The sequence below is a fragment of the Streptomyces sp. NPDC059989 genome, from assembly GCF_042736975.1.
Taxonomy (GTDB): domain Bacteria; phylum Actinomycetota; class Actinomycetes; order Streptomycetales; family Streptomycetaceae; genus Streptomyces.
Map to the genome: position 1 here is coordinate 44,057 of NZ_JBHWUO010000005.1, position 18,453 is coordinate 62,509.

The window sequence follows — 18,453 nt, forward strand, 5'->3', positions numbered from 1 at the left end:
CCGGGGGCGTCCGCATGGCGCAATGTGAAAATGTGGCCCACTTCGCGTGGGGCCCCACTTATTCTCCCCCTTCGGTACTGGTTTGATTCGGTACCTGGCTTGCACGGCCACAGGGGGAGGAGAGCGCCATGCGGGTACTTCCGCCGGGGGCGCGCGGATACATCCTCTGCGCCGTCCTCGCGGCAATCGCGTGCGTCACGCCGTCCCTCATGGATTCCGGTACGCCCTGGGGGGCCGTGGCCCTGCTGGCCGTGCTCTACCTCGGCTGCGAACTCGTGAAGATCTGCCCGCTGCTGGGCAGCCGGGTGCCCGAGGGCATCGGCTCCTTCTTCCCCGTGGTGCTGGCCGCCGTCTTCCTGCTGCCGCCCGCGGCGGCCGCGCTCGTGGCGCTGCCCGGGGGGCTGGCGGGGACCGTGGTCCAGCGGCCCGCCTGGGTGCGCCGGGTGTGGCACGCGGCGCAGCAGTCGATAGCCGCCTGGGTCGCGGGGCAGACCTACCGGCTGCTGCGGGGCCCGGCCGCACTGGGCTCCCCCGGAGGATCCGGGCCGCCCGAGCCGGGAGAGCCGGCCGTCTGGGTGGCCGACTTCCCGTACGTGATGGTCCCCGCGGCGGCCGCGGCCGTCGCCTTCTGCCTGGTGCTCACCGCCCTCGACGGGGGCATCCTGGCCGCCGCCGAACGCCGGCCCGCCGCCACCGCCTGGCGCGGACTGCTCACCCGGTCCCTCGCCCCGCACTGCGTGCACGGCCTCGCCGGCCTGATGATGGCCGTCATGTGGCGCAGCCCGTACGGACTCCCGGCCGCACTGCTCGTCCTGCTGCCGATGTACATCTCCTGCTGGGTCTTCGCCCAGTACCACCGCGAGCGCGCCGCCCACCAGGCCACGATCCGGGCGCTGGTGCAGGCCGTGGACATCAAGGACCGCTACACCCGCGGGCACAGCGAACGGGTCGGCCAGGCCTCCGCGATGATCGCCCGCGAGCTGGGCATGGCGGAGGACCGGCTCGAAGTCGTCCGCATCGCCGGGATCCTGCACGACGTCGGCAAACTCGGCGTCCCCACCCGGCTGCTGCGCAAGGACGGGCCGCTCACCCCCGAGGAGCGCCGGATCATCGAGCTGCACCCCGAGTACGGGCACGAGATGGTGCGCGGCATCGGCTTCCTGGGGGAGGCCCGGTCCGCGATCCTGCACCACCACGAGCGGGTCGACGGCTCCGGCTACCCGTACGGGCTGACCGGCGACCAGATCCCGGTGCTGGCCCGGGTGGTGGCGGTGGCCGACGCCTTCGACGCGATGACCTCGACCCGCTCGTACAGCCGGGCCCGGCCGGTGGCGGTGGCCCTGGCGGAGCTGGAGCGGTGCGCGGGCGCGCAGTTCGATCCGGCCATGGTGGGGGCGCTGTCGGGGGCCATCGGACGGCACGGCTGGCATCCGGTGGTCACCTCGGACGAGGACCTGCAGGTGATCGGCCCTTCCGCTCCTGCCGCGTCCGCTCCCGCCGCGTTCACTCCTGCCGCTTCTGCTCCCGCTCGGGGCGGGCCGGTCGTTCCGCCGCTGCCCGCCGTGCCGGGACAGGGTTCCCGCCCGCCGGCTCCCGCCCAGGGTGCCCCCGTACACCGGGGGACCGCAGGGCAACCGCCCACTGCAGGGTCCGGGGACGCGCCGGTCCGGCGCCGGGCGGGGGGCGGGGCGTGAGGGGGATCGCCACCTGGAGCGTGCGGGGGGCGGCCGGGCTGCTCACGGTCGTCGGCCTGGGCCACACCCTGTGGAACGGCATCGTCGAGCCCGGCACCGCCCTGGCCTTCGGCGCCCTGATCACCCTCGGCGAGTTCGCCCGCCGGGACCAGCGCGCGGGCCACCACGTCGAGGGCGCCGACCGCCAACCTGCCCCGCTCGGCTCCGCCGGAGCCCTCGCCTACGCCCTGCTCGGCCAGAACGCCGGGCAGCCCACTCACCACGGCGTCCTCCAGATCGTCGCGGTCGTCGTCGCGGCCGCCCTCGCCGGGATCGTCCCGCACGTCGCCCGCGGCCGCGGCCCCGCCGTCGACCACGTGGCCCGCCGGGTCCTGACCGTCGCCTTCGCCGCCGTCTGTTTCCAGCCGCTCTACAACTCCGGCCGACTGGGGGACTGGGTCGGCCAGGGACCGTACCTCGTCGTCTTCCTGCTCTGCCTCCTCGGCCTCACGGCCCTGTGCGACGCCGTGCTCGCCGCGGCCCTGGCCGGGGCCCGGACCGGCTGGCCGTACGGTCCGCTGCTGCGCGACGAGCTGCGCGCCCAGCTCGGCATCGGCTCGGCGATCTGTGCCACCGGCGTCGTGATGGCCCTCGGCGCGGCCGTCGCCGGGCTGTGGGCCCTGCCCGTCTTCTGCGTGCCCCTGCTGCTGACCCAGATGTCCTTCCACCGGATCACCGCGATCCGCACCACCTACCGCCAGACCATCTCCTCCCTGGCCCGCGCCACCGAGATCGCCGGCTACACCCCGCCCGGGCACTCCCGCCGCGTCGCCGCCCTGAGCTGCGCCGTCGGCCGGGAGCTGGGCCTCTCGGAGCGGGAGCTCACGGTGCTGGAGTACGCCGCCCTGATGCACGACATCGGGCAGCTCTCCCTTCTCGACCCGGTCCCGGCCGGGGCCACCGCCGAGCTGCCCGCCGCCGAGGCCCGCCGGATCGCCGAGCTGGGCGGGGAGGTGGCCCGCCAGACCGGGGTGCCCGCCGAGGTCGCCGTGGTGGTGGAGCGGCAGGCGGACCCGTACCGGGAGCAGCCCGTCGCCGCCCGCATCGTGCGCGCGGTCAACGCGTACGACGACCTGGCCGGGAGGAGCCGTCACCCGGGTGGCTCACTGGCCGCCCTGGAGCGGCTCCGGCTGGGCACCGGGCACGACTACGAGCCCGGGGTCGTGGAGTGCCTGGCGAGGGTTCTGGCCAGGGGCGGACGTGACAGAGTTGTTCCCGTCCCACCGGGGTAACCCATGGGTAATGAGCGGCCGTCCGAGTGGGCATGGTTGGATGCCAGTAAGAGGGACCGTAGGAGTGTCCGCAAGGCTGCACCGTTATCCCCCAGCCACCGCTGGGAGGTGCCCCCAGGCAGGCGGGAATCGTGAGGATCTTCGGGAAGGTACGGCATCGGCCCTCCGCTTCGTGGCGGCAGGCCACCGACCGCGCGTTCACGCTGATCGGCGACGGGCGGTACGAGGACGCGGGCGCGCTCCTGACCAGAGCGGCGGACCTGGAGCCCTGGCTGTCCGAGTCCTGGTTCAATCTGGCCCTGCTCCACAAGTTCCGGCACGACTGGGAGCAGGCGCGGGCCGCCGGGCTGCGCGCCGTGGCCCTGCTGGACCGGGAGACCGGCGCCCCGGACTGGTGGAACGTGGGGATCGCCGCGACCGCGCTCCAGGACTGGCCGCTGGCCCGGCGGGCCTGGCAGGCGTACGGGCTGAAGGTGCCCGGAGACCCGCACGGCGCGGGCGGCAGCAACGGGAAACCCAGTGGCGAGCCGGTCGGCATGGAGCTCGGCAGCGCGGCCGTACGGCTGTCGCCCGAGGGCGAGGCCGAGGTGGTCTGGGGCCGCAGGCTGGACCCGGCGCGGCTGGAGGTCCTGTCGATCCCGCTGCCCTCCTCGGGGCGGCGCTGGGGCGAGGTCGTGCTCCACGACGGGGTCCCGCACGGCGAGCGGATCACCGCGGCCGGCCCCTCGTACCCCGTCTTCGACGAGATCGAGCTGTGGGCGCCCTCCCCGGTGCCGACCTGGGTGGTGCTGCTGGAGGCGGCCACCGAGGCGGACCGCGACGCGCTGGAGCAGCTGGCCTCGGACGCGGGCTTCGCCGCCGAGGACTGGTCCTCGTCGGTGCGGCTGCTGTGCCGGACCTGCTCGGAGAGCGAGATGCCGAGCGACGAGGGCGACGGGGAGCACCTGGACCCGCACGACCACAGCGAGCCGGGGCATCCGGGACCGCTGGGGCACCGCACGGCCGGCTCCCTGTGGGTGCCGGAGCGCGAGTGCGGCATCGCGGCGCCGGCCGGTCTGGTGCGCGGGCTGCTCGACGGATGGGTCGCGGACAGCCCGGACAGCCGGGAGTGGCGGGATCTCGAAGAAGTCTGCTGACCCGGGCCGTAGGCTGTACGGGCACATCGGTGGCCATTGGCGACCACCGGTGACTTGGACTTACGGAAGGCGTACGGCGGACATGTCGCAGCAGGAGAACGAGGTAGTCGGCGTTGTGGAGGTCGTGAACGACGGGTACGTCGTGGACACGGAGGACTGTGCGGAGCGCGAGCTCGCCCACCGTGAGCGCGGCACCGCCCGCCCGATCACCGTCGTCGGCAACCCGGTCCTGCACCGCGAGTGCAAGGACGTCACCGAGTTCGGCGCCGAGCTGGCCCAGCTGATCGACGACATGTTCGCCAGCCAGAAGGCCGCCGAGGGCGTGGGCCTGGCCGCGAACCAGATCGGCGTGGACGCGAAGGTCTTCGTCTACGACTGCCCGGACGACGACGGCGTGCGGCACACCGGTGTCGTGGTCAACCCGAAGCTGGTCGAGCTGCCGGCGGGCGCGCGGGTCCTGGACGACTCCAACGAGGGCTGCCTGTCGGTCCCCACCGCCTACGCCTCGCTGGCCCGCCCGGACTACGCCGAGGTCGAGGGCCAGGACGCGCAGGGCAACGCGATCAAGGTGCGCGGCACCGGCTACTTCGCGCGCTGCCTCCAGCACGAGACGGACCACCTGTACGGCTACCTGTACATCGACCGGCTCTCGAAGCGGGACCGCAAGGACGCCCTGCGGCAGATGGAAGAGGGCACCCCGCGCTACGAGACGGTCCCGAACGCCTGATCTCCCGCGCCACGCGACGCAACGAAGGGCCCCGCTCCGGGATCGGAGCGGGGCCCTTCGGCCGTGCGGCGCAGCTCGGACTACTTGGACCCCGAGCCCCAGCCGCTGTCGGCCGGCGCCGAGCCCCAGCCGCTGTCGGCCGGCGCCGAGCCCCAGCCGCTGTCGGCGGGCTTGGCGTTCCGGCCGAGGTCGGCCGGTGCGGCGCCCCAGCCGGAGTCCGCCGAGGCAGTGGCGGCCGCACCACCGACGAGGAGAACGGCGAAAACGGCGGCGGTGGCGATGCGGGAGATGCGGGACATACAGGCCCCCCTGGGCTGTGTGAGAGGTGTCCGGCCGGACGCTGTGCGGCGCGGTCAGGCCGGGCGTCATCACGGTACGACACCACTCGACTACGGAGGGGGTTGGTTTGGGTCAAGTGTTCTACGGTTCTCGGCCAGTGGGTGCCGCTCAGGCCACGGCCCGCGGCCCGCGGAAGGTGCGCCTGAAGGAATTCGGAGTGGTGCCGATGGTGCGCAGGAAGTGGTGGCGCAGCGCCGCCGCGTTCCCGAAGCCGCTGCGGCCGGCGATCGCGTCGACCGTCTCGTCGGTGGACTCCAGCAGCTCCTGGGCCAGCATCACCCGCTGGCGCAGCACCCACTGGTAGGGGGTGGTTCCGGTCTCCTGGAGGAAGCGCCGGGCGAAGGTGCGCGGGGACATGTGCGCACGCTCCGCCAGCTGCTCGACGGTGATCTCGTCCTCCAGGTGGCGGGCCATCCAGCCGATCACCTCGCCCACCGTGTCGCAGGCCGTGCGGGGGAGGGGGCGCTGGATGAACTGGGCCTGCCCGCCGTCCCGGTGCGGCGGTACGACCATCCGCCGCGCGATGGTGTTGGCCACCTCGGCCCCGTGCTCCTGGCGGACCACGTGCAGGCAGGCGTCGATGCCGGAGGCGGTGCCGGCCGAGGTGATCACCTGGCCCTCGTCGACGTACAGCACGTCCGGATCGACCAGCGCCCGCGGGAAGCGCCGGGCCAGGGCCGGGGCGTGCATCCAGTGGGTGGTGCAGCGCCGGCCGTCCAGCAGCCCCGCCGCGCCGAGCACGAAGGCGCCGCTGCACACGCTGAGCACCCGCGCGCCCCGGTCCACGGCCCGGCGCAGGGCATCGAGGTAGGACTCGGGGTACTGCCGCGTGGGCGCCTGCCGGTCGGCGGGCACGCAGATCAGGTCCGCCTCCTCCAGCCGCTCCAGGCCGTGCGTGGGAGCGACGGCGAAGCCGACGTCGGCCATGGTCAGGGGGCCTTCCTCGGCCGCGCACACGGCGAAGTCGTACACCGGCAGGCCGTGCTCGCTGCGGTCGATCCCGAAGACCTCGCAGAAGATTCCGAACTCGAAGGGCGCCACTCCGTCGACGAGCGCCACCGCCACATTGGTCAGCATGACTCCAGTGTGGCAGTAATTCGCTCCTTCGTGACAGTCCTGCCACTGTTTGATGTTGGTCGCCCCGACGAGAGTGGAGTCATGAACAGCTTCCTGAACTACCTCGCCGTCCTCGCCGTCGCCGCCCTGCTGCTCGCCCCGGCGCTCTACGGGATCGTCCGCGACCGCAGGATCGACCGCCAGATCCGCGCAGCCCAGCAGCGCGAGCAGCTCATCCGCCACGGCCACCGGCGCCCGCAGCCCCGCCCCCGTGCGGCCCGTATCGCCCTGCGCCACGCGCCCGGCAAGTGAACGACGAAGGCCCGGCAGGTGATCTCCTCACCCGCCGGGCCCGCGATCAGCAGACGCTCCGCGCCGTCGCCCCGACTAGAAGTCCTCGTCCAGGTCGACCGTGCCCTCGACCGCGACCTGGTAGGCCGACGGACGGCGCTCGAAGAAGTTCGTCAGCTCCTGGACGCCCTGCAGCTCCATGAAGGAGAACGGGTTCTGCGAGCCGTACACCGGCGGGAACCCGAGACGGACCAGGCGCTGGTCCGCGACGCACTCCAGGTACTCGCGCATCGACTCGGTGTTCATGCCCGGCAGGCCGTCACCGCACAGGTCGCGGCCGAACTGCAGCTCCGCCTCCACGGCCTCCTTCAGCATGTCGGTGACCTGCTGCTGGAGCGCGTCGTCGAAGAGCTCCGGCTCCTCCTTGCGGACCGTGTCCACGACCTCGAAGGCGAAGTTCATGTGCATGGTCTCGTCGCGGAACACCCAGTTGGTGCCGGTGGCCAGGCCGTGCAGCAGACCGCGCGAGCGGAACCAGTACACGTAGGCGAAGGCGCCGTAGAAGAACAGCCCCTCGATGCACGCCGCGAAGCAGATCAGGTTCAGCAGGAAGCGGCGGCGGTCGGCCTTCGTCTCCAGCCGGTCGATCTTCTCGACCGAGTCCATCCACTTGAAGCAGAACTGCGCCTTCTCGCGGATGGAGGGGATCTCCTCGACCGCGTCGAAGGCGGCCGCGCGGTCGTCCGGGTTGGGCAGGTAGGTGTCGAGCAGCGTCAGATAGAACTGGACGTGCACGGCCTCCTCGAACAGCTGGCGCGACAGGTACAGGCGCGCCTCAGGGGAGTTGATGTGCTTGTAGAGCGTCAGCACCAGGTTGTTCGACACGATCGAGTCGCCCGTCGCGAAGAACGCGACCAGGCGGCCGATCATGTGCTGCTCGGCCGGCGTCAGCTTCGCGAGGTCGGCGACGTCCGAGTGGAGGTCGACCTCCTCGACCGTCCAGGTGTTCTTGATCGCGTCCCGGTAGCGCTCGTAGAAGTCCGGGTAGCGCATGGGTCGGAGAGTCAGCTCGAAGCCCGGGTCGAGCAGGTTCTTCTTGTCGTTGGAGCTCATTACTGGCAGGCCTCGCAGGACTCGGGGTTCTCAAGGGAGCAGGCCAGCGCGTCGGCGTCGACGGCCTGCGGGAGCGGTGTGGCGGCCGCCGGGACGGCGGAGCCGGACGCGGCGCGGGCGATCTTCGTCGCGGGGCGCGAGCGCAGGTAGTACGTGGTCTTCAGGCCCTGCTTCCAGGCGTACGCGTACATCGAGCTGAGCTTGCCGATGGTGGGCGTCTCCAGGAACAGGTTCAGCGACTGCGACTGGTCCAGGAACGGCGTACGGGCAGCCGCCATGTCGATCAGGCCGCGCTGCGGGATCTCCCACGCCGTGCGGTACAGCTCGCGGACCTCGGCCGGGATCCAGCCGAAGCCCTGGACCGAGCCGGAGGACTCGCGCAGCGCCTCGCGGGTCTGCGCGTCCCACACGCCGAGCTGCTTCAGCTCTTCCACCAGGTAGCCGTTGACCTGGAGGAACTCGCCGCTCAGCGTCTCGCGCTTGAAGAGGTTGGAGACCTGCGGCTCGATGCACTCGTACACGCCCGCGATCGAGGCGATCGTCGCCGTCGGGGCGATGGCCAGCAGCAGCGAGTTGCGCATGCCGGTCTTCGCGACCCGGGCGCGCAGCGCGTCCCAGCGCTCCGGCCAGTTCAGCTCGACGTCGTAGTGGTCCGGGTGCAGGACGCCGCGCGCGGTGCGGGTCTGCCCCCAGGCCGGCAGCGGGCCGCTGCGCTCGGCGAGGTCGCAGGAGGCCTCGTAGGCGGCCAGCATGATGCGCTCGGAGAGCTTGGTGGACAGGGCCTTCGCCTCGGGGGAGTCGAAGGGCAGCTTCAGCTTGAAGAAGACGTCCTGGAGGCCCATGGCGCCCAGGCCCACCGGCCGCCAGCGGGCGTTGGAACGGCCCGCCTGCTCGGTCGGGTAGAAGTTGATGTCCACCACGCGGTCGAGGAACGTGACCGCGGTGCGGACGGTCTCGTCGATCCGCTCCCAGTCGATCTCGCGACCGTCCGCCGTGTCGATGACGAACGCGCCCAGGTTGACCGAGCCGAGGTTGCAGACGGCCGTCTCGCCGTCGTTGGTGACCTCGATGATCTCGGTGCAGAGGTTGGAGGAGTGGACGACCGTGCCCGGCTCGGCGGTCTGGTTCGCCGTGCGGTTGGAGGCGTCCTTGAAGGTCATCCAGCCCTGGCCGGTCTGCGCGAGGGTGCGCATCATCCGGCCGTACAGGTCGCGGGCCGGCATGGTCTTGCGGGCCAGGCCCGACTCCTCGGCCTTGCGGTAGGCGGCGTCGAACTCGTCGCCCCACAGGTCGACCAGCTCGGGCACGTCGGCCGGGGAGAACAGCGACCAGTCGGCGTCCGCGTTCACGCGGCGCATGAACTCGTCCGGCACCCAGTGCGCCAGGTTCAGGTTGTGCGTACGGCGCTGGTCCTCACCGGTGTTGTCGCGGAGCTCCAGGAACTCCTCGATGTCCGCGTGCCAGGTCTCCAGGTAGACGGCGGCGGCGCCCTTGCGGCGCCCGCCCTGGTTCACGGCGGCGACGGAGGCGTCGAGGGTCTTCAGGAACGGCACGATGCCGTTGGAGTGGCCGTTCGTACCGCGGATCAGCGAACCGCGGGCGCGGATGCGGGAGTACGAGAGGCCGATGCCGCCGGCGTGCTTCGACAGGCGCGCGACCTGGTGGTAGCGGTCGTAGATCGAGTCGAGCTCGTCCAGCGGGGAGTCCAGCAGGTAGCAGGAGGACATCTGCGGGTGCCGGGTGCCGGAGTTGAAGAGCGTGGGGGACGACGGCAGGTAGTCGAGGCGGCTCATCAGCCGGTACAGCGAGGCCACTTCCTCGACGGCCGCGATGCTGTCGTCCTCGGCGAGGCCGCAGGCCACGCGCAGCATGAAGTACTGCGGGGTCTCGATGACCTGGCGGGTGATGGGGTGGCGCAGCAGGTAGCGACTGTGCAGGGTGCGCAGGCCGAAGAAGCCGAACCGGTCGTCCGCGCCCTCGGCGAGGGTGTGCTCCACCAGCGAGTCCAGGCGGGCCGCGTGGGTCCGTACGAACTCGGCCGTGCGGTCGGCGATGAGCCCTTCGCGGTGGCCGACCTCGACCGAGGCGGAGAAGGAGGTGGAGCCCTGGCCGACGGCCTCGTCGCGCACGGCCAGCGTCAGCAGGCGGGCGGCGAGCCGGGAGTACGCCGGGTCCTCGGAGATCAGCCCGGCGGCGGCCTCCGTGGCGAGCCCGCGCAGCTCGGCCTCGTCGGCGGCCGCGCTGCGGCCGCGCAGCGCGGCGGCGGCGACCCGGCCGGGGTCGGTGTCGGGGAGGTCGGCCGTCAGCTCGGTGAGGGTACGCAGCAGCGTGGCCCCCGGGCCCTCGGTGTTGTCGCCAGAAGTGGACTCGGCGCGCGGTGCGGAAGGCGCGATGGTCACGGCGGGAGCTCTCCCTCGCTCGGCCGGCCGTCGGCGGGGCGCGAGCGGGCGCATGCGGGCGTGGCAGGAACGCGTACACCGCATGGCGTCCACCGGCCCAACCGCGAGGCCCGGACGTATCGGCACCCGGTTCGGTCGAGCCGGGCGCGCTGTCGGCAGGTCTTCGGACTTGCGCGTACACCAATGGGTGTACTTCATACCGTTGCGGGACAGTTCCGGATTCACACCGGATTCCCCTGCGGCGACAGCAGCCATGAGCATACATGTGGGGGGCCGTTGATGCGCGACCCCCCACATGTAGTGTCGGCGTGGCTACAGCGCGAGCCGATACGTCAGCAGGGTCAGGCCTTCGATCGGGGCCCAGTCCCGCTCGGGAGTGCGTACGAAGCCCAGCCGCGCGTAGATCCGGTGGGCGCCGGCCATGCTGCGCTGGGTGGACAGCACGATCGCGGTGACGCCCTCGACGGCCCGAGCCCGGTCGATGCACGCCCGCACCAGGGCCTCGCCGGCGCCCCGGCCGCGCCCCTCCCGGGCCACGGCGAGCATCCGGAACTCGGCCTCGTCCGGCCCGGCGATATCGCAGAGCGGACTCCCGGGCGCGGCGAAGGTGACGCCGCCCAGGATCCGGCCGTCCTGCTCGGCGACGAGCACCTCGGCCTCGGCGGCCCGCCCCGCCACGTCCCGCAGCACGTTCAGGTAGTGGTCGTCCTCGTTGAAGTCCAGATGCCCGTCGGCGAGGTAGGCCTGCGCCGTGATCTCGCCCAGCTCCGCGTACTCGGCGGCCCGCACCGCCCTGATCACCATGTCCATGCGGTCGAGTGTGCCGGACGGGTGTCGGTGCCCGGCGCTATCGTCGGATACAGCACCGTCGAGGAAGGCGAGCGAGGCATGGCCGTCATGACCGAACATCCCCACCTGTCGACCGAGTCCTTCGAGCACCTGGCCCGTATAGCCGCCCGCGAGGAAGAAGGGCTGCGACTGGAATTCATCGGTGGGGTACTGAGGAGCAAGGCCATGCCGGACGGGGACCACGGGCGGATCATTCTGTGGCTGACCCGGATCTGTATGCAGCACCACCCGGACTTCTGGCTGCACCCAGGGCAGGGGATCAAGGCGGAACACTACCGGGAGGGTCGTGCCATTCCGGACGGGGTTCTGGCGCACGAGGACGCGTTCGTCGGACAGGGTGACTGGGTGGATCCGGGCCCGATCCTGATGGCCGTCGAGGTGACCTCGTGGGACTCCGACACCGAACAGCGCGACCGGGTCGAGAAGCCGCGCGCTTACGCGGAGACCGGTATCCCCGTCTACCTGCTCATCGACCGGCTCAAGTGCCAGGTTCTCGTCCACAGCGACCCGGATGGCGGCCGTTACGAGACCGTGCGCACCGTTCCTTTCGGTAAGGAAGTCAAGCTCCCCGACCCCGTCGGCATCACCCTCCAGACCGAGCCCCTCAAAGACTGGGTGCGCTGAGCACGCCGAAGGGCCCCGCCGGGCGGCGGGGCCCTTCGTATGCGCTCAGCAGCAGCGGAAGCCCTCGCGGGGATCCGCCTCGCGGGCGTCCGTGCGGGCGCGTTCGAACTCCCGGCGGCTCGGGACCTCCGCGTCCGGGTCGTGGGAGCGGGCGTGGGCGACGTACCGGTCGTAGGCCGCCTCGCCCGAGAACTCCCGTAGGTAGAACCGGGCCCTCGCCAGCGTGCCGCGCAGGCTCATCAGGCCACCGGCTCCTTCGCGCGGCCGCCGCCCGAGTCGAGGCCGGCCGCGGTGAGCTCCGCCTTCTCCTCGGCGGTCGGGATCAGCCCGGCCGGGGCGATGATCTTCGACTCGGTCCACGGGACCTCGGAGAGCTTCACGGACTCCGGGCTGCCGATGGCCTTGAAGCAGGTCCGGGCCGCGTCCGCCAGCACGATGATGATCAGGATCGCGAACAGCGCGGACAGCGCGCCGTCCACCGTGGCGTTGGTGACCACGGTGTGCATGTCGTCCATGTTCTTCGCGGGCGGCAGTACCTTCCCGGCGTCGATCCCGCTCTGGTACTTGTCGCGCTGCGCGAAGAAGCCGACCTTCACGTCCTCCGAGAAGATCTTCTGGTAGCTCGCGGTGAGCGTGACGGCCACGTCCCACGCCAGCGGAACACCCGTCACCCAGGCCCACTTCAGCCGGCCGGACTTGACCAGCAGCGTGGTGCAGACGGCCAGGGCCACCGCCGCGAGCAGCTGGTTCGCGATGCCGAACAGCGGGAAGAGCTGGTTGATGCCGCCCAGCGGGTCCTTGATGCCGACCCACAGGAAGTAGCCCCAGCCGCCGACGACGATGGCGCTCGCCAGCCAGACGCCCGGCTTCCAGCTGACGTTCCTGAAGGACTTGTGCACGTTGCCGAGGGTGTCCTGGAGCATGAACCGCCCGACGCGGGTGCCCGCGTCGACCGTCGTCAGGATGAACAGCGCCTCGAACATGATGGCGAAGTGGTACCAGAAGGCCTTCATGCCGGCGCCGCCGATGACGGCCGAGAAGATCTCCGACATTCCGAGTGCGAAGGTCGGCGCGCCGCCCGTACGGGACAGCAGGCTGGTCTCCTCCACGTCCTTCGCGGCCTGCGCGAGCGCCTCCGGGCTGATCGCGAAGCCGAAGTTCGTCACGGCCTGCGAGGCGGTCTCGACCGTGGTGCCGATGACGCCGCCGGGGGAGTTGACCGCGAAGAAGAGGCCGGGCTCGATGATGCAGGCCGCGATCATCGCCATGATGGCCACGAAGGACTCGGTCAGCATGGCGCCGTAGCCGATGACCCGGACCTGGGTCTCCTTCTGGATCATCTTCGGGGTGGTGCCCGAGGAGACCAGCGAGTGGAAGCCGGACAGGGCGCCGCACGCGATGGTGATGAAGACGAACGGGAACATCGAGCCGGCGAAGACCGGGCCGTCGCCGCGGGTCGCGAAGTCGGTGACCGCGGGCATCTTCAGGGTCGGCATCGCGATGACCACGCCCACGGCGAGGAGCGCGATGGTGCCGACCTTCATGAAGGTGGAGAGGTAGTCGCGGGGCGCGAGCAGCATCCACACCGGCAGCACCGACGCGACGAAGCCGTACGCGATCATCCAGACGACCAGCGTCTCCTTCTCCAGGGTGAAGGTGTCGGCGAGGGAGGACTCGGCGACCCAGCCGCCCGCGACGATGGCGAGCAGCAGCAGCGCGACGCCTATCACGGAGACCTCGGTGACCCGGCCCGGCCGCAGCACGCGGAGGTAGAAGCCCATGAAGAGGGCGATCGGGATGGTCATGCCGATGGAGAAGACGCCCCACGGGGAGTGCGCGAGCGCGTTCACGATGACCAGCGCCAGCACCGCCAGCAGGATGATCATGATGGCGAACACGGCGACCAGGGCGGCGGCCCCGCCCACGGGGCCGATCTCGTCCCGCGCCATCTGGCCGAGCGAGCGCCCGTCGCGGCGGGTGGAGAAGAACAGCGTGACCATGTCCTGGACGGCGCCCGCGAAGATCACGCCGGCCACGATCCAGATGGTGCCCGGCAGGTAGCCCATCTGGGCGGCGAGCACGGGCCCGACGAGCGGGCCGGCGCCGGCGACGGCCGCGAAGTGGTGGCCGAAAAGCACCCGCCGGTCGGTGGGATGGAAGTCGACACCGTTGTCAAGGCGTTCGGCGGGGGTGGCCCGGGTCTTGTCCACCTTCAGGACGCGGTGGGCGATGAAGCGCGCGTAGAAGCGGTAGCCGATGGCGTACGAGCCCAGCGCGGCCGCGAGCAGCCAGGCGGCCGAGATCTCCTCGCCGCGCGAGAGGGCCAGGACGCCCCAGCCGATGGCCCCGACGAGTCCGACGAGCACCCACACGGCGATGGACTTCGGGGAGGTCGAGGACGTCAGAGAAGGCGAGTCCGGCGTGGTGCCCGGACTCGCCGCGTCCCGTTCTGTTCCGGTTGAATCCGGTTTCGTCATGGCTCGTCCCCTCGTCGATCATCTGCGTAAGCGCAGGGAATCTACGGGGGATTGCCCGGTCAGCGTAAGACCCCGTCCGTATTCCGGTATGCGGACGGGGCTGTTCAGACTGCGGGGCGCTTGAGCCTGGCGACGAACTTGTACCGGTCCCCGCGGTACACCGACCGCACCCACTCCACCGGTTCCCCGTCGGCGTCCAGCGAGTGCCGGGAGAGCATCAGCATCGGCAGGCCGACGTCGGTGCCGAGCAGGCCGGCCTCGCGCGGGGTGGCGAGGGAGGTCTCGATCGTCTCCTCGGCCTCGGCCAGGTGGACGTCGTAGACCTCGGCGAGGGCCGTGTAGAGGGAGGTGTACTTGACCAGCGAACGGCGCAGGGCAGGGAAGCGCTTGGCCGAAAGATGGGTGGTCTCGATGGCCATCGGCTCGCCGCTGGCCAGACGCAGCCGCTCGATGCGCAGGACCCGCCCGCCGGTGGTGATCTTCAGCAGCCCGGCGAGGGTGTCGTCGGCCGTCACGTAGCCGATGTCGAGCAGCTGGGAGGTCGGCTCCAGCCCCTGGGCCCGCATGTCCTCGGTGTACGAGGTGAGTTGGAGCGCCTGGGAGACCTTGGGCTTGGCGACGAAGGTGCCCTTGCCCTGGATCCGTTCCAGCCGGCCCTCGACGACGAGCTCCTGGAGCGCCTGGCGGACGGTGGTCCGAGAGGTGTCGAATTCGGCCGCGAGCGTGCGCTCCGGCGGCACCGGGGTGCCGGGCGGCAGTGTCTCGGTCATGTCGAGCAAGTGCCGCTTGAGTCGGTAGTACTTGGGTACGCGCGCCGTGCGAGTGGCTGCCCCGCCTTCCGGCTCCGTGATCGCCCCTTCGGTGGCCATCGCCGCCCGCCTTCCCGACTCCAGTTTCGCTGCCGTCACCGGCTCCTCCGATATGTGCGGTCACATCGTGACACGTACGGGGGGACAGGCCTTCTCTCTGTCCAGGTGTCGGTCCGATAACGGACCGAGCACCCGCTCATTAGACCCTTGACACCCCCAAAGGTCTAGGCCAAGCTCCAGCTACTGGTCTAAACCAATATGGATCAGATCCCGGCCCCACGGCAGTACTTGGTACGTACGTCACCGCGGCGGGCGAGGGAAGTTGCAGGCAGCATCCCTGAGGAGGGTGGCGTGAAGCGCAAGCTCATTGCGGCGGTCGGTGTCGTGGGCATGATGGTCGGAGTCGCGGCATGCGGCAACGGCGGCGACGACAAGCCGAAGGCCGACGCGTCGGGTGGCGCCAAGGAGATCACCGTCTGGGTGATGGACGGCTCCGCACCGAAGGCCTGGCTCGACGAAGTCAACAAGGAGTTCTCGGCCAAGCACCCCGGTGTCACGGTCAAGGTCGAGGAGCAGAAGTGGACGGGCATCCAGGAGAAGGTCACCACGGCCCTCTCCGAGAACACCCCGCCGGACGTTCTTGAGCTCGGCAACACCCAGACCGCCGGCTACGCGGTCACCGGCGGCCTCGCCGACCTGACGGGGGACAAGGCCAAGCTCGGCGCGGACGCCTGGTCCAAGGGCATGATGGCGTCGTCCGAGATCGACGGCAAGCTCTACTCCGCCCCCTGGTACGCCGCCAACCGCGTGGTCGTCTACGACAAGAAGGCCTTCGCGAAGGCCGGCGTCACCCCGCCGACGACCCGTGACGAGTGGGTGGCCGGCCTGGAGAAGCTGAAGGCGGCCGACCCGGCCTCGCAGCCGATCTACCTCCCCGGCCAGAGCTGGTACGTCCTCGCCGGCTTCATCTGGGACGAGGGCGGCGACCTCGCCGTCAAGGACGGCGGCAAGTGGAAGGGCCAGCTGAGCACCCCGCAGGCCGCCTCCGCCATGGACTTCTACAAGAAGCTCCAGTCCTTCTCCACCGCCCCCAAGGACAAGGACGAGGCCACCCCGCAGCAGTCCACCGACATCGTCCCCAAGGGCGGCGTCGCCTCCTGGATCGGTCTCGGCTGGGAGGCCGGCGGAGCGGAGAAGGCCCTGAAGGACGCGGGCAAGGAAGCCGACTTCGGCTACTTCCCGATCCCGGGCAAGACCGCCGACAAGCCCGGCACCGTCTTCCTCGGCGGCTCGAACCTCGCCGTGGCCGAGCGCTCCAAGAACAAGGAGCTCGCCAAGGAGTGGCTGGCCCTCGCCGCCGGCAAGGACCAGATGACCAAGTACGCCGCCGAGACCAAGGGCGCGCTGCTCCCGAACCAGGCCGGCGCGAACTTCGCCCCGGCCCCGGGCTCCTTCGCCGAGGCGATGGCCAAGGCCGGCGCCAACGGCAAGATCACCCCGGTCACCGCGGGATGGGCGAACGTCGAGACCGAGCCCAACCCGATCAAGGAGTTCATGACCAAGGTCCTGAAGGGTGAGGACGCCGCCAAGGCGGGCGCGGACGCGGACAAGGAAATCGCGAACCGCATCAACAAGTAACGGCCCCACCCCGCAGTACCCGCACGACCCAGCAGTGTGAACGCACCGGGGGGTGCGGCAGGCGCCCAGCCGCCCGCCGCGCCCCCGGTCGCGCATTTGACTCCACAGTCAACCGCGAGGAAGCCAAGACATGACCGTGCATTCCCAGGGAGTGGCGACCAGCGCTCCAGAGGACGCACCACAGAAGTCCGCCGGACGGCCGAAGGTGCCCGCCACTCCAGTCGGCGCCGGCCATACGTCTCCTCGCGGGGGCAGAAAGTCGCTCCCCTCGGGGTGGCTGCCCTACCTGCTGGTCGGGCCCGCGGTGCTCAGCCTCGCGACCCTCCTGCTGTACCCACTGATCAAGAACGTGATCCTGTCCTTCCAGGACATCAACAAGATCGAGTTCATCCAGCGGAAGTACCCGTTCGCCGGATTCGCCAACTACACCGAGCTGCTGGGCGATGCGAAGTTCTGGACCGTCGTGGTCCGCAGCTTCGCCTTCACCGCCGCCAACGTCGTGCTGATCATGGTGCTCGGCAGCCTCATCGGCATCCTGCTCAACCGCCTCGGCAAGAAGATGCGCCTGGTCCTGTCGATGGCCCTCGTGATGGCCTGGGCCATGCCGATCGTCGCCTCGGTGCAGGTCTTCAAGTGGCTGTTCGACGAGCAGTTCGGCGTCATGAACTGGGTGATGCGCACGGCCGGCTTCTCCGGCTACGACCAGCACAACTGGATGGAGACCGGCCTCTCCACCCTCGTGATCGTCACGATCCTGGTGGTCTGGGGCTCCATCCCCTTCGTCGCCCTCAACATGTACGCCGGTCTGACCACGGTCGGCGCCGAGCTGTACGAGGCCGCCCGGATGGACGGCGCCAACGGCTGGCAGACCTTCTGGAAGATCGTCTTCCCGAACCTCAAGCCCTTCTTCCTCATCACCACGTTCCTCGAGGTGATCTGGGTCTTCAAGGCCTTCACCCAGGTCTACGCGATGAACAAGGGCGGCCCCGACCGCGCCTCCGAGATCCTCCCGGTCTTCGCCTACGTCGAGGGCCAGAGCCAGGCCCACTACGGCCTCGCCGCCGCGATCTCCGTCCTGACGATCCTGATCCTCGTGATCGTCATGTCCTTCTACTTCCGCCTGATCCTGAAGCAGGAGGAGGAGCAGTGAGCACGACCTCCGCCCCGAACGCCCCGAAGCCCGCGCAGCAGCTGCGCACCCGCCGGCCGCTGCGCCCCGGGACCGTCGCCAAGAACCTCGGCGCGCTCCTGCTGGCCGCAGTCTTCGTCTTCCCGGTCTACTGGATGTTCGCCTCGGCCCTCAAGCCGGCCGACCAGATGCTCACCAAGGACCCGGTCTTCTTCTTCACCCCGACGCTGGACAACTTCACCAAGGCCACCGGGGTCTCCAACTTCTGGACGTACGTCACCAACAGCGTCCTGGTCACCGTCGGCGCCGTCCTGCTGGCCCTGCTCGTCGCCCTCGCCGCGAGCTTCGCCATCGCCCGCATGAAGTTCAAGGGCCGCAAGGGCCTCGTACTCACCGTGATGATGGCCCAGATGGCCCCCTGGGAGGTCATGGTCATCGCGATGTACATGATCGCCCGCGACAGCGAGATGCTGAACAGCCTCCCGCTCCTCACCGCGATCTACTTCGTGATGATCCTCCCCTTCACCATCTGGACCCTGCGCGGCTTCATCGCCGCCGTCCCGGTGACCCTGGAGGAGGCCGCCCAGATCGACGGCTGCACCCGCGGCCAGGCCTTCCGCAAGGTGATCTTCCCCCTGCTGGCCCCCGGCCTGATGTCCACCTCGCTCTTCGGCTTCATCACCGCCTGGAACGAGTTCGCGATGGTCCTGATCCTGAACAAGGACAAGACCGCGCAGACCCTCCCGCTGTGGCTGACCGAGTTCATGACCGCCTTCGGCAACGACTGGGGCGCCACCATGGCCGCCTCCTCGCTCTTCGCGGTCCCGGTCCTGCTGATCTTCATCTTCCTCCAGCGCAAGGCTGTCGGCGGCATGACCGCCGGCGCCGTGAAGGGATAACG

General features: G+C 70.5%; 17 protein-coding genes and 1 riboswitch. Of the genes, 9 read left to right on the top strand and 8 right to left on the bottom strand.

Going from position 1 to position 18,453, the window contains the following annotated elements; genetic code table 11:
* Window positions 1–128 precede the first annotated feature (128 nt).
* The 4 genes from ACFWBN_RS06260 to def all read left to right on the top strand — a co-directional run bounded on the left by ACFWBN_RS06260 (window position 129) and on the right by def (window position 4,828).
* Window positions 129–1,694 (top strand): HD-GYP domain-containing protein, encoded by a 1,566-nt coding sequence (locus ACFWBN_RS06260; RefSeq protein ID WP_385171364.1) that lies wholly within the window; start codon window positions 129–131, stop codon window positions 1,692–1,694.
* On the top strand, window positions 1,691–2,965 hold the full coding sequence (locus ACFWBN_RS06265; protein ID WP_385171367.1) for an HD-GYP domain-containing protein: 1,275 nt from the start codon (window positions 1,691–1,693) through the stop codon (window positions 2,963–2,965). Before ACFWBN_RS06260 ends, ACFWBN_RS06265 begins: the two co-directional genes overlap by 4 nt.
* 131 nt (window positions 2,966–3,096) lie before the next feature.
* Window positions 3,097–4,101 (top strand): tetratricopeptide repeat protein, encoded by a 1,005-nt coding sequence (locus ACFWBN_RS06270; protein ID WP_385171369.1) that lies wholly within the window; start codon window positions 3,097–3,099, stop codon window positions 4,099–4,101.
* A gap of 82 nt (window positions 4,102–4,183) precedes the next feature.
* Window positions 4,184–4,828, top strand: coding sequence for a peptide deformylase (gene def / locus ACFWBN_RS06275; RefSeq protein ID WP_385171372.1), 645 nt, complete (start codon window positions 4,184–4,186; stop codon window positions 4,826–4,828).
* A gap of 80 nt (window positions 4,829–4,908) precedes the next feature.
* Here the strand turns inward: def and ACFWBN_RS06280 are convergent, their stop codons facing one another.
* Both ACFWBN_RS06280 and ACFWBN_RS06285 read right to left on the bottom strand, forming a co-directional pair.
* The gene (locus ACFWBN_RS06280) at window positions 4,909–5,127 is read right to left on the bottom strand and encodes a 5'-nucleotidase (RefSeq protein ID WP_385171374.1); all 219 of its coding nucleotides are present in this window, start codon (window positions 5,125–5,127) and stop codon (window positions 4,909–4,911) included.
* Between the two features lie 148 nt (window positions 5,128–5,275).
* The gene (locus ACFWBN_RS06285) at window positions 5,276–6,244 is read right to left on the bottom strand and encodes a helix-turn-helix domain-containing protein (RefSeq protein WP_385171377.1); all 969 of its coding nucleotides are present in this window, start codon (window positions 6,242–6,244) and stop codon (window positions 5,276–5,278) included.
* 81 nt (window positions 6,245–6,325) lie between these two features.
* Here ACFWBN_RS06285 and ACFWBN_RS06290 point away from each other — a divergent pair, with 81 nt between their 5' ends.
* A complete protein-coding gene (locus ACFWBN_RS06290) occupies window positions 6,326–6,535 on the top strand; it encodes a hypothetical protein (protein ID WP_385171379.1) in 210 nt (69 codons plus the stop codon).
* 75 nt (window positions 6,536–6,610) lie between these two features.
* On the opposite strand, the gene ACFWBN_RS06295 is transcribed toward ACFWBN_RS06290, so the two are convergent.
* The 3 genes from ACFWBN_RS06295 to ACFWBN_RS06305 all read right to left on the bottom strand — a co-directional run bounded on the left by ACFWBN_RS06295 (window position 6,611) and on the right by ACFWBN_RS06305 (window position 10,836).
* On the bottom strand, window positions 6,611–7,627 hold the full coding sequence (locus tag ACFWBN_RS06295) for a ribonucleotide-diphosphate reductase subunit beta (RefSeq protein WP_385171382.1): 1,017 nt from the start codon (window positions 7,625–7,627) through the stop codon (window positions 6,611–6,613).
* Window positions 7,627–10,026, bottom strand: a complete 2,400-nt coding sequence (locus ACFWBN_RS06300) for a ribonucleoside-diphosphate reductase subunit alpha (protein WP_385171385.1) — start codon at window positions 10,024–10,026, stop codon at window positions 7,627–7,629. The genes ACFWBN_RS06295 and ACFWBN_RS06300 overlap by 1 nt, the downstream gene beginning before the upstream one ends.
* Window positions 10,027–10,162: 136 nt before the next feature.
* A riboswitch (cobalamin riboswitch) is annotated at window positions 10,163–10,297 on the bottom strand.
* A gap of 41 nt (window positions 10,298–10,338) precedes the next feature.
* Window positions 10,339–10,836 (bottom strand): GNAT family N-acetyltransferase, encoded by a 498-nt coding sequence (locus tag ACFWBN_RS06305; RefSeq protein ID WP_385171388.1) that lies wholly within the window; start codon window positions 10,834–10,836, stop codon window positions 10,339–10,341.
* 78 nt (window positions 10,837–10,914) lie between these two features.
* On the opposite strand from ACFWBN_RS06305, the gene ACFWBN_RS06310 reads away from it, so the two are divergent.
* Window positions 10,915–11,499, top strand: coding sequence for a Uma2 family endonuclease (locus ACFWBN_RS06310; protein ID WP_385171859.1), 585 nt, complete (start codon window positions 10,915–10,917; stop codon window positions 11,497–11,499).
* Between the two features lie 45 nt (window positions 11,500–11,544).
* Here ACFWBN_RS06310 and ACFWBN_RS06315 read toward each other — a convergent pair whose 3' ends face one another.
* From ACFWBN_RS06315 to ACFWBN_RS06325, 3 genes are all read right to left on the bottom strand, one after another.
* Window positions 11,545–11,739 carry a YbdD/YjiX family protein gene (locus tag ACFWBN_RS06315; protein ID WP_385171391.1) on the bottom strand — a complete coding sequence of 65 codons (195 nt, stop codon included), beginning with the start codon at window positions 11,737–11,739 and terminating at the stop codon, window positions 11,545–11,547.
* Window positions 11,739–13,976 (bottom strand): carbon starvation CstA family protein, encoded by a 2,238-nt coding sequence (locus tag ACFWBN_RS06320; protein ID WP_385171394.1) that lies wholly within the window; start codon window positions 13,974–13,976, stop codon window positions 11,739–11,741. The genes ACFWBN_RS06315 and ACFWBN_RS06320 overlap by 1 nt, the downstream gene beginning before the upstream one ends.
* A gap of 104 nt (window positions 13,977–14,080) precedes the next feature.
* Window positions 14,081–14,845, bottom strand: a complete 765-nt coding sequence (locus ACFWBN_RS06325) for a GntR family transcriptional regulator (protein WP_069921883.1) — start codon at window positions 14,843–14,845, stop codon at window positions 14,081–14,083.
* Between the two features lie 291 nt (window positions 14,846–15,136).
* Between ACFWBN_RS06325 and ACFWBN_RS06330 the strand changes: the two genes are divergently transcribed.
* The 3 genes from ACFWBN_RS06330 (at window position 15,137) to ACFWBN_RS06340 (ending at window position 18,451) form a co-directional block, all read left to right on the top strand.
* Complete coding sequence (locus ACFWBN_RS06330; RefSeq protein ID WP_385171396.1) at window positions 15,137–16,423, top strand: extracellular solute-binding protein; 1,287 nt, start codon at window positions 15,137–15,139, stop codon at window positions 16,421–16,423.
* Window positions 16,424–16,553: 130 nt separating this feature from the next.
* Window positions 16,554–17,573, top strand: a complete 1,020-nt coding sequence (locus ACFWBN_RS06335) for a carbohydrate ABC transporter permease (protein WP_385171399.1) — start codon at window positions 16,554–16,556, stop codon at window positions 17,571–17,573.
* A 41-nt stretch (window positions 17,574–17,614) separates the two neighbouring features.
* The gene (locus ACFWBN_RS06340) at window positions 17,615–18,451 is read left to right on the top strand and encodes a carbohydrate ABC transporter permease (protein ID WP_385171863.1); all 837 of its coding nucleotides are present in this window, start codon (window positions 17,615–17,617) and stop codon (window positions 18,449–18,451) included.
* The last annotated feature ends 2 nt before the right edge of the window (window positions 18,452–18,453 follow it).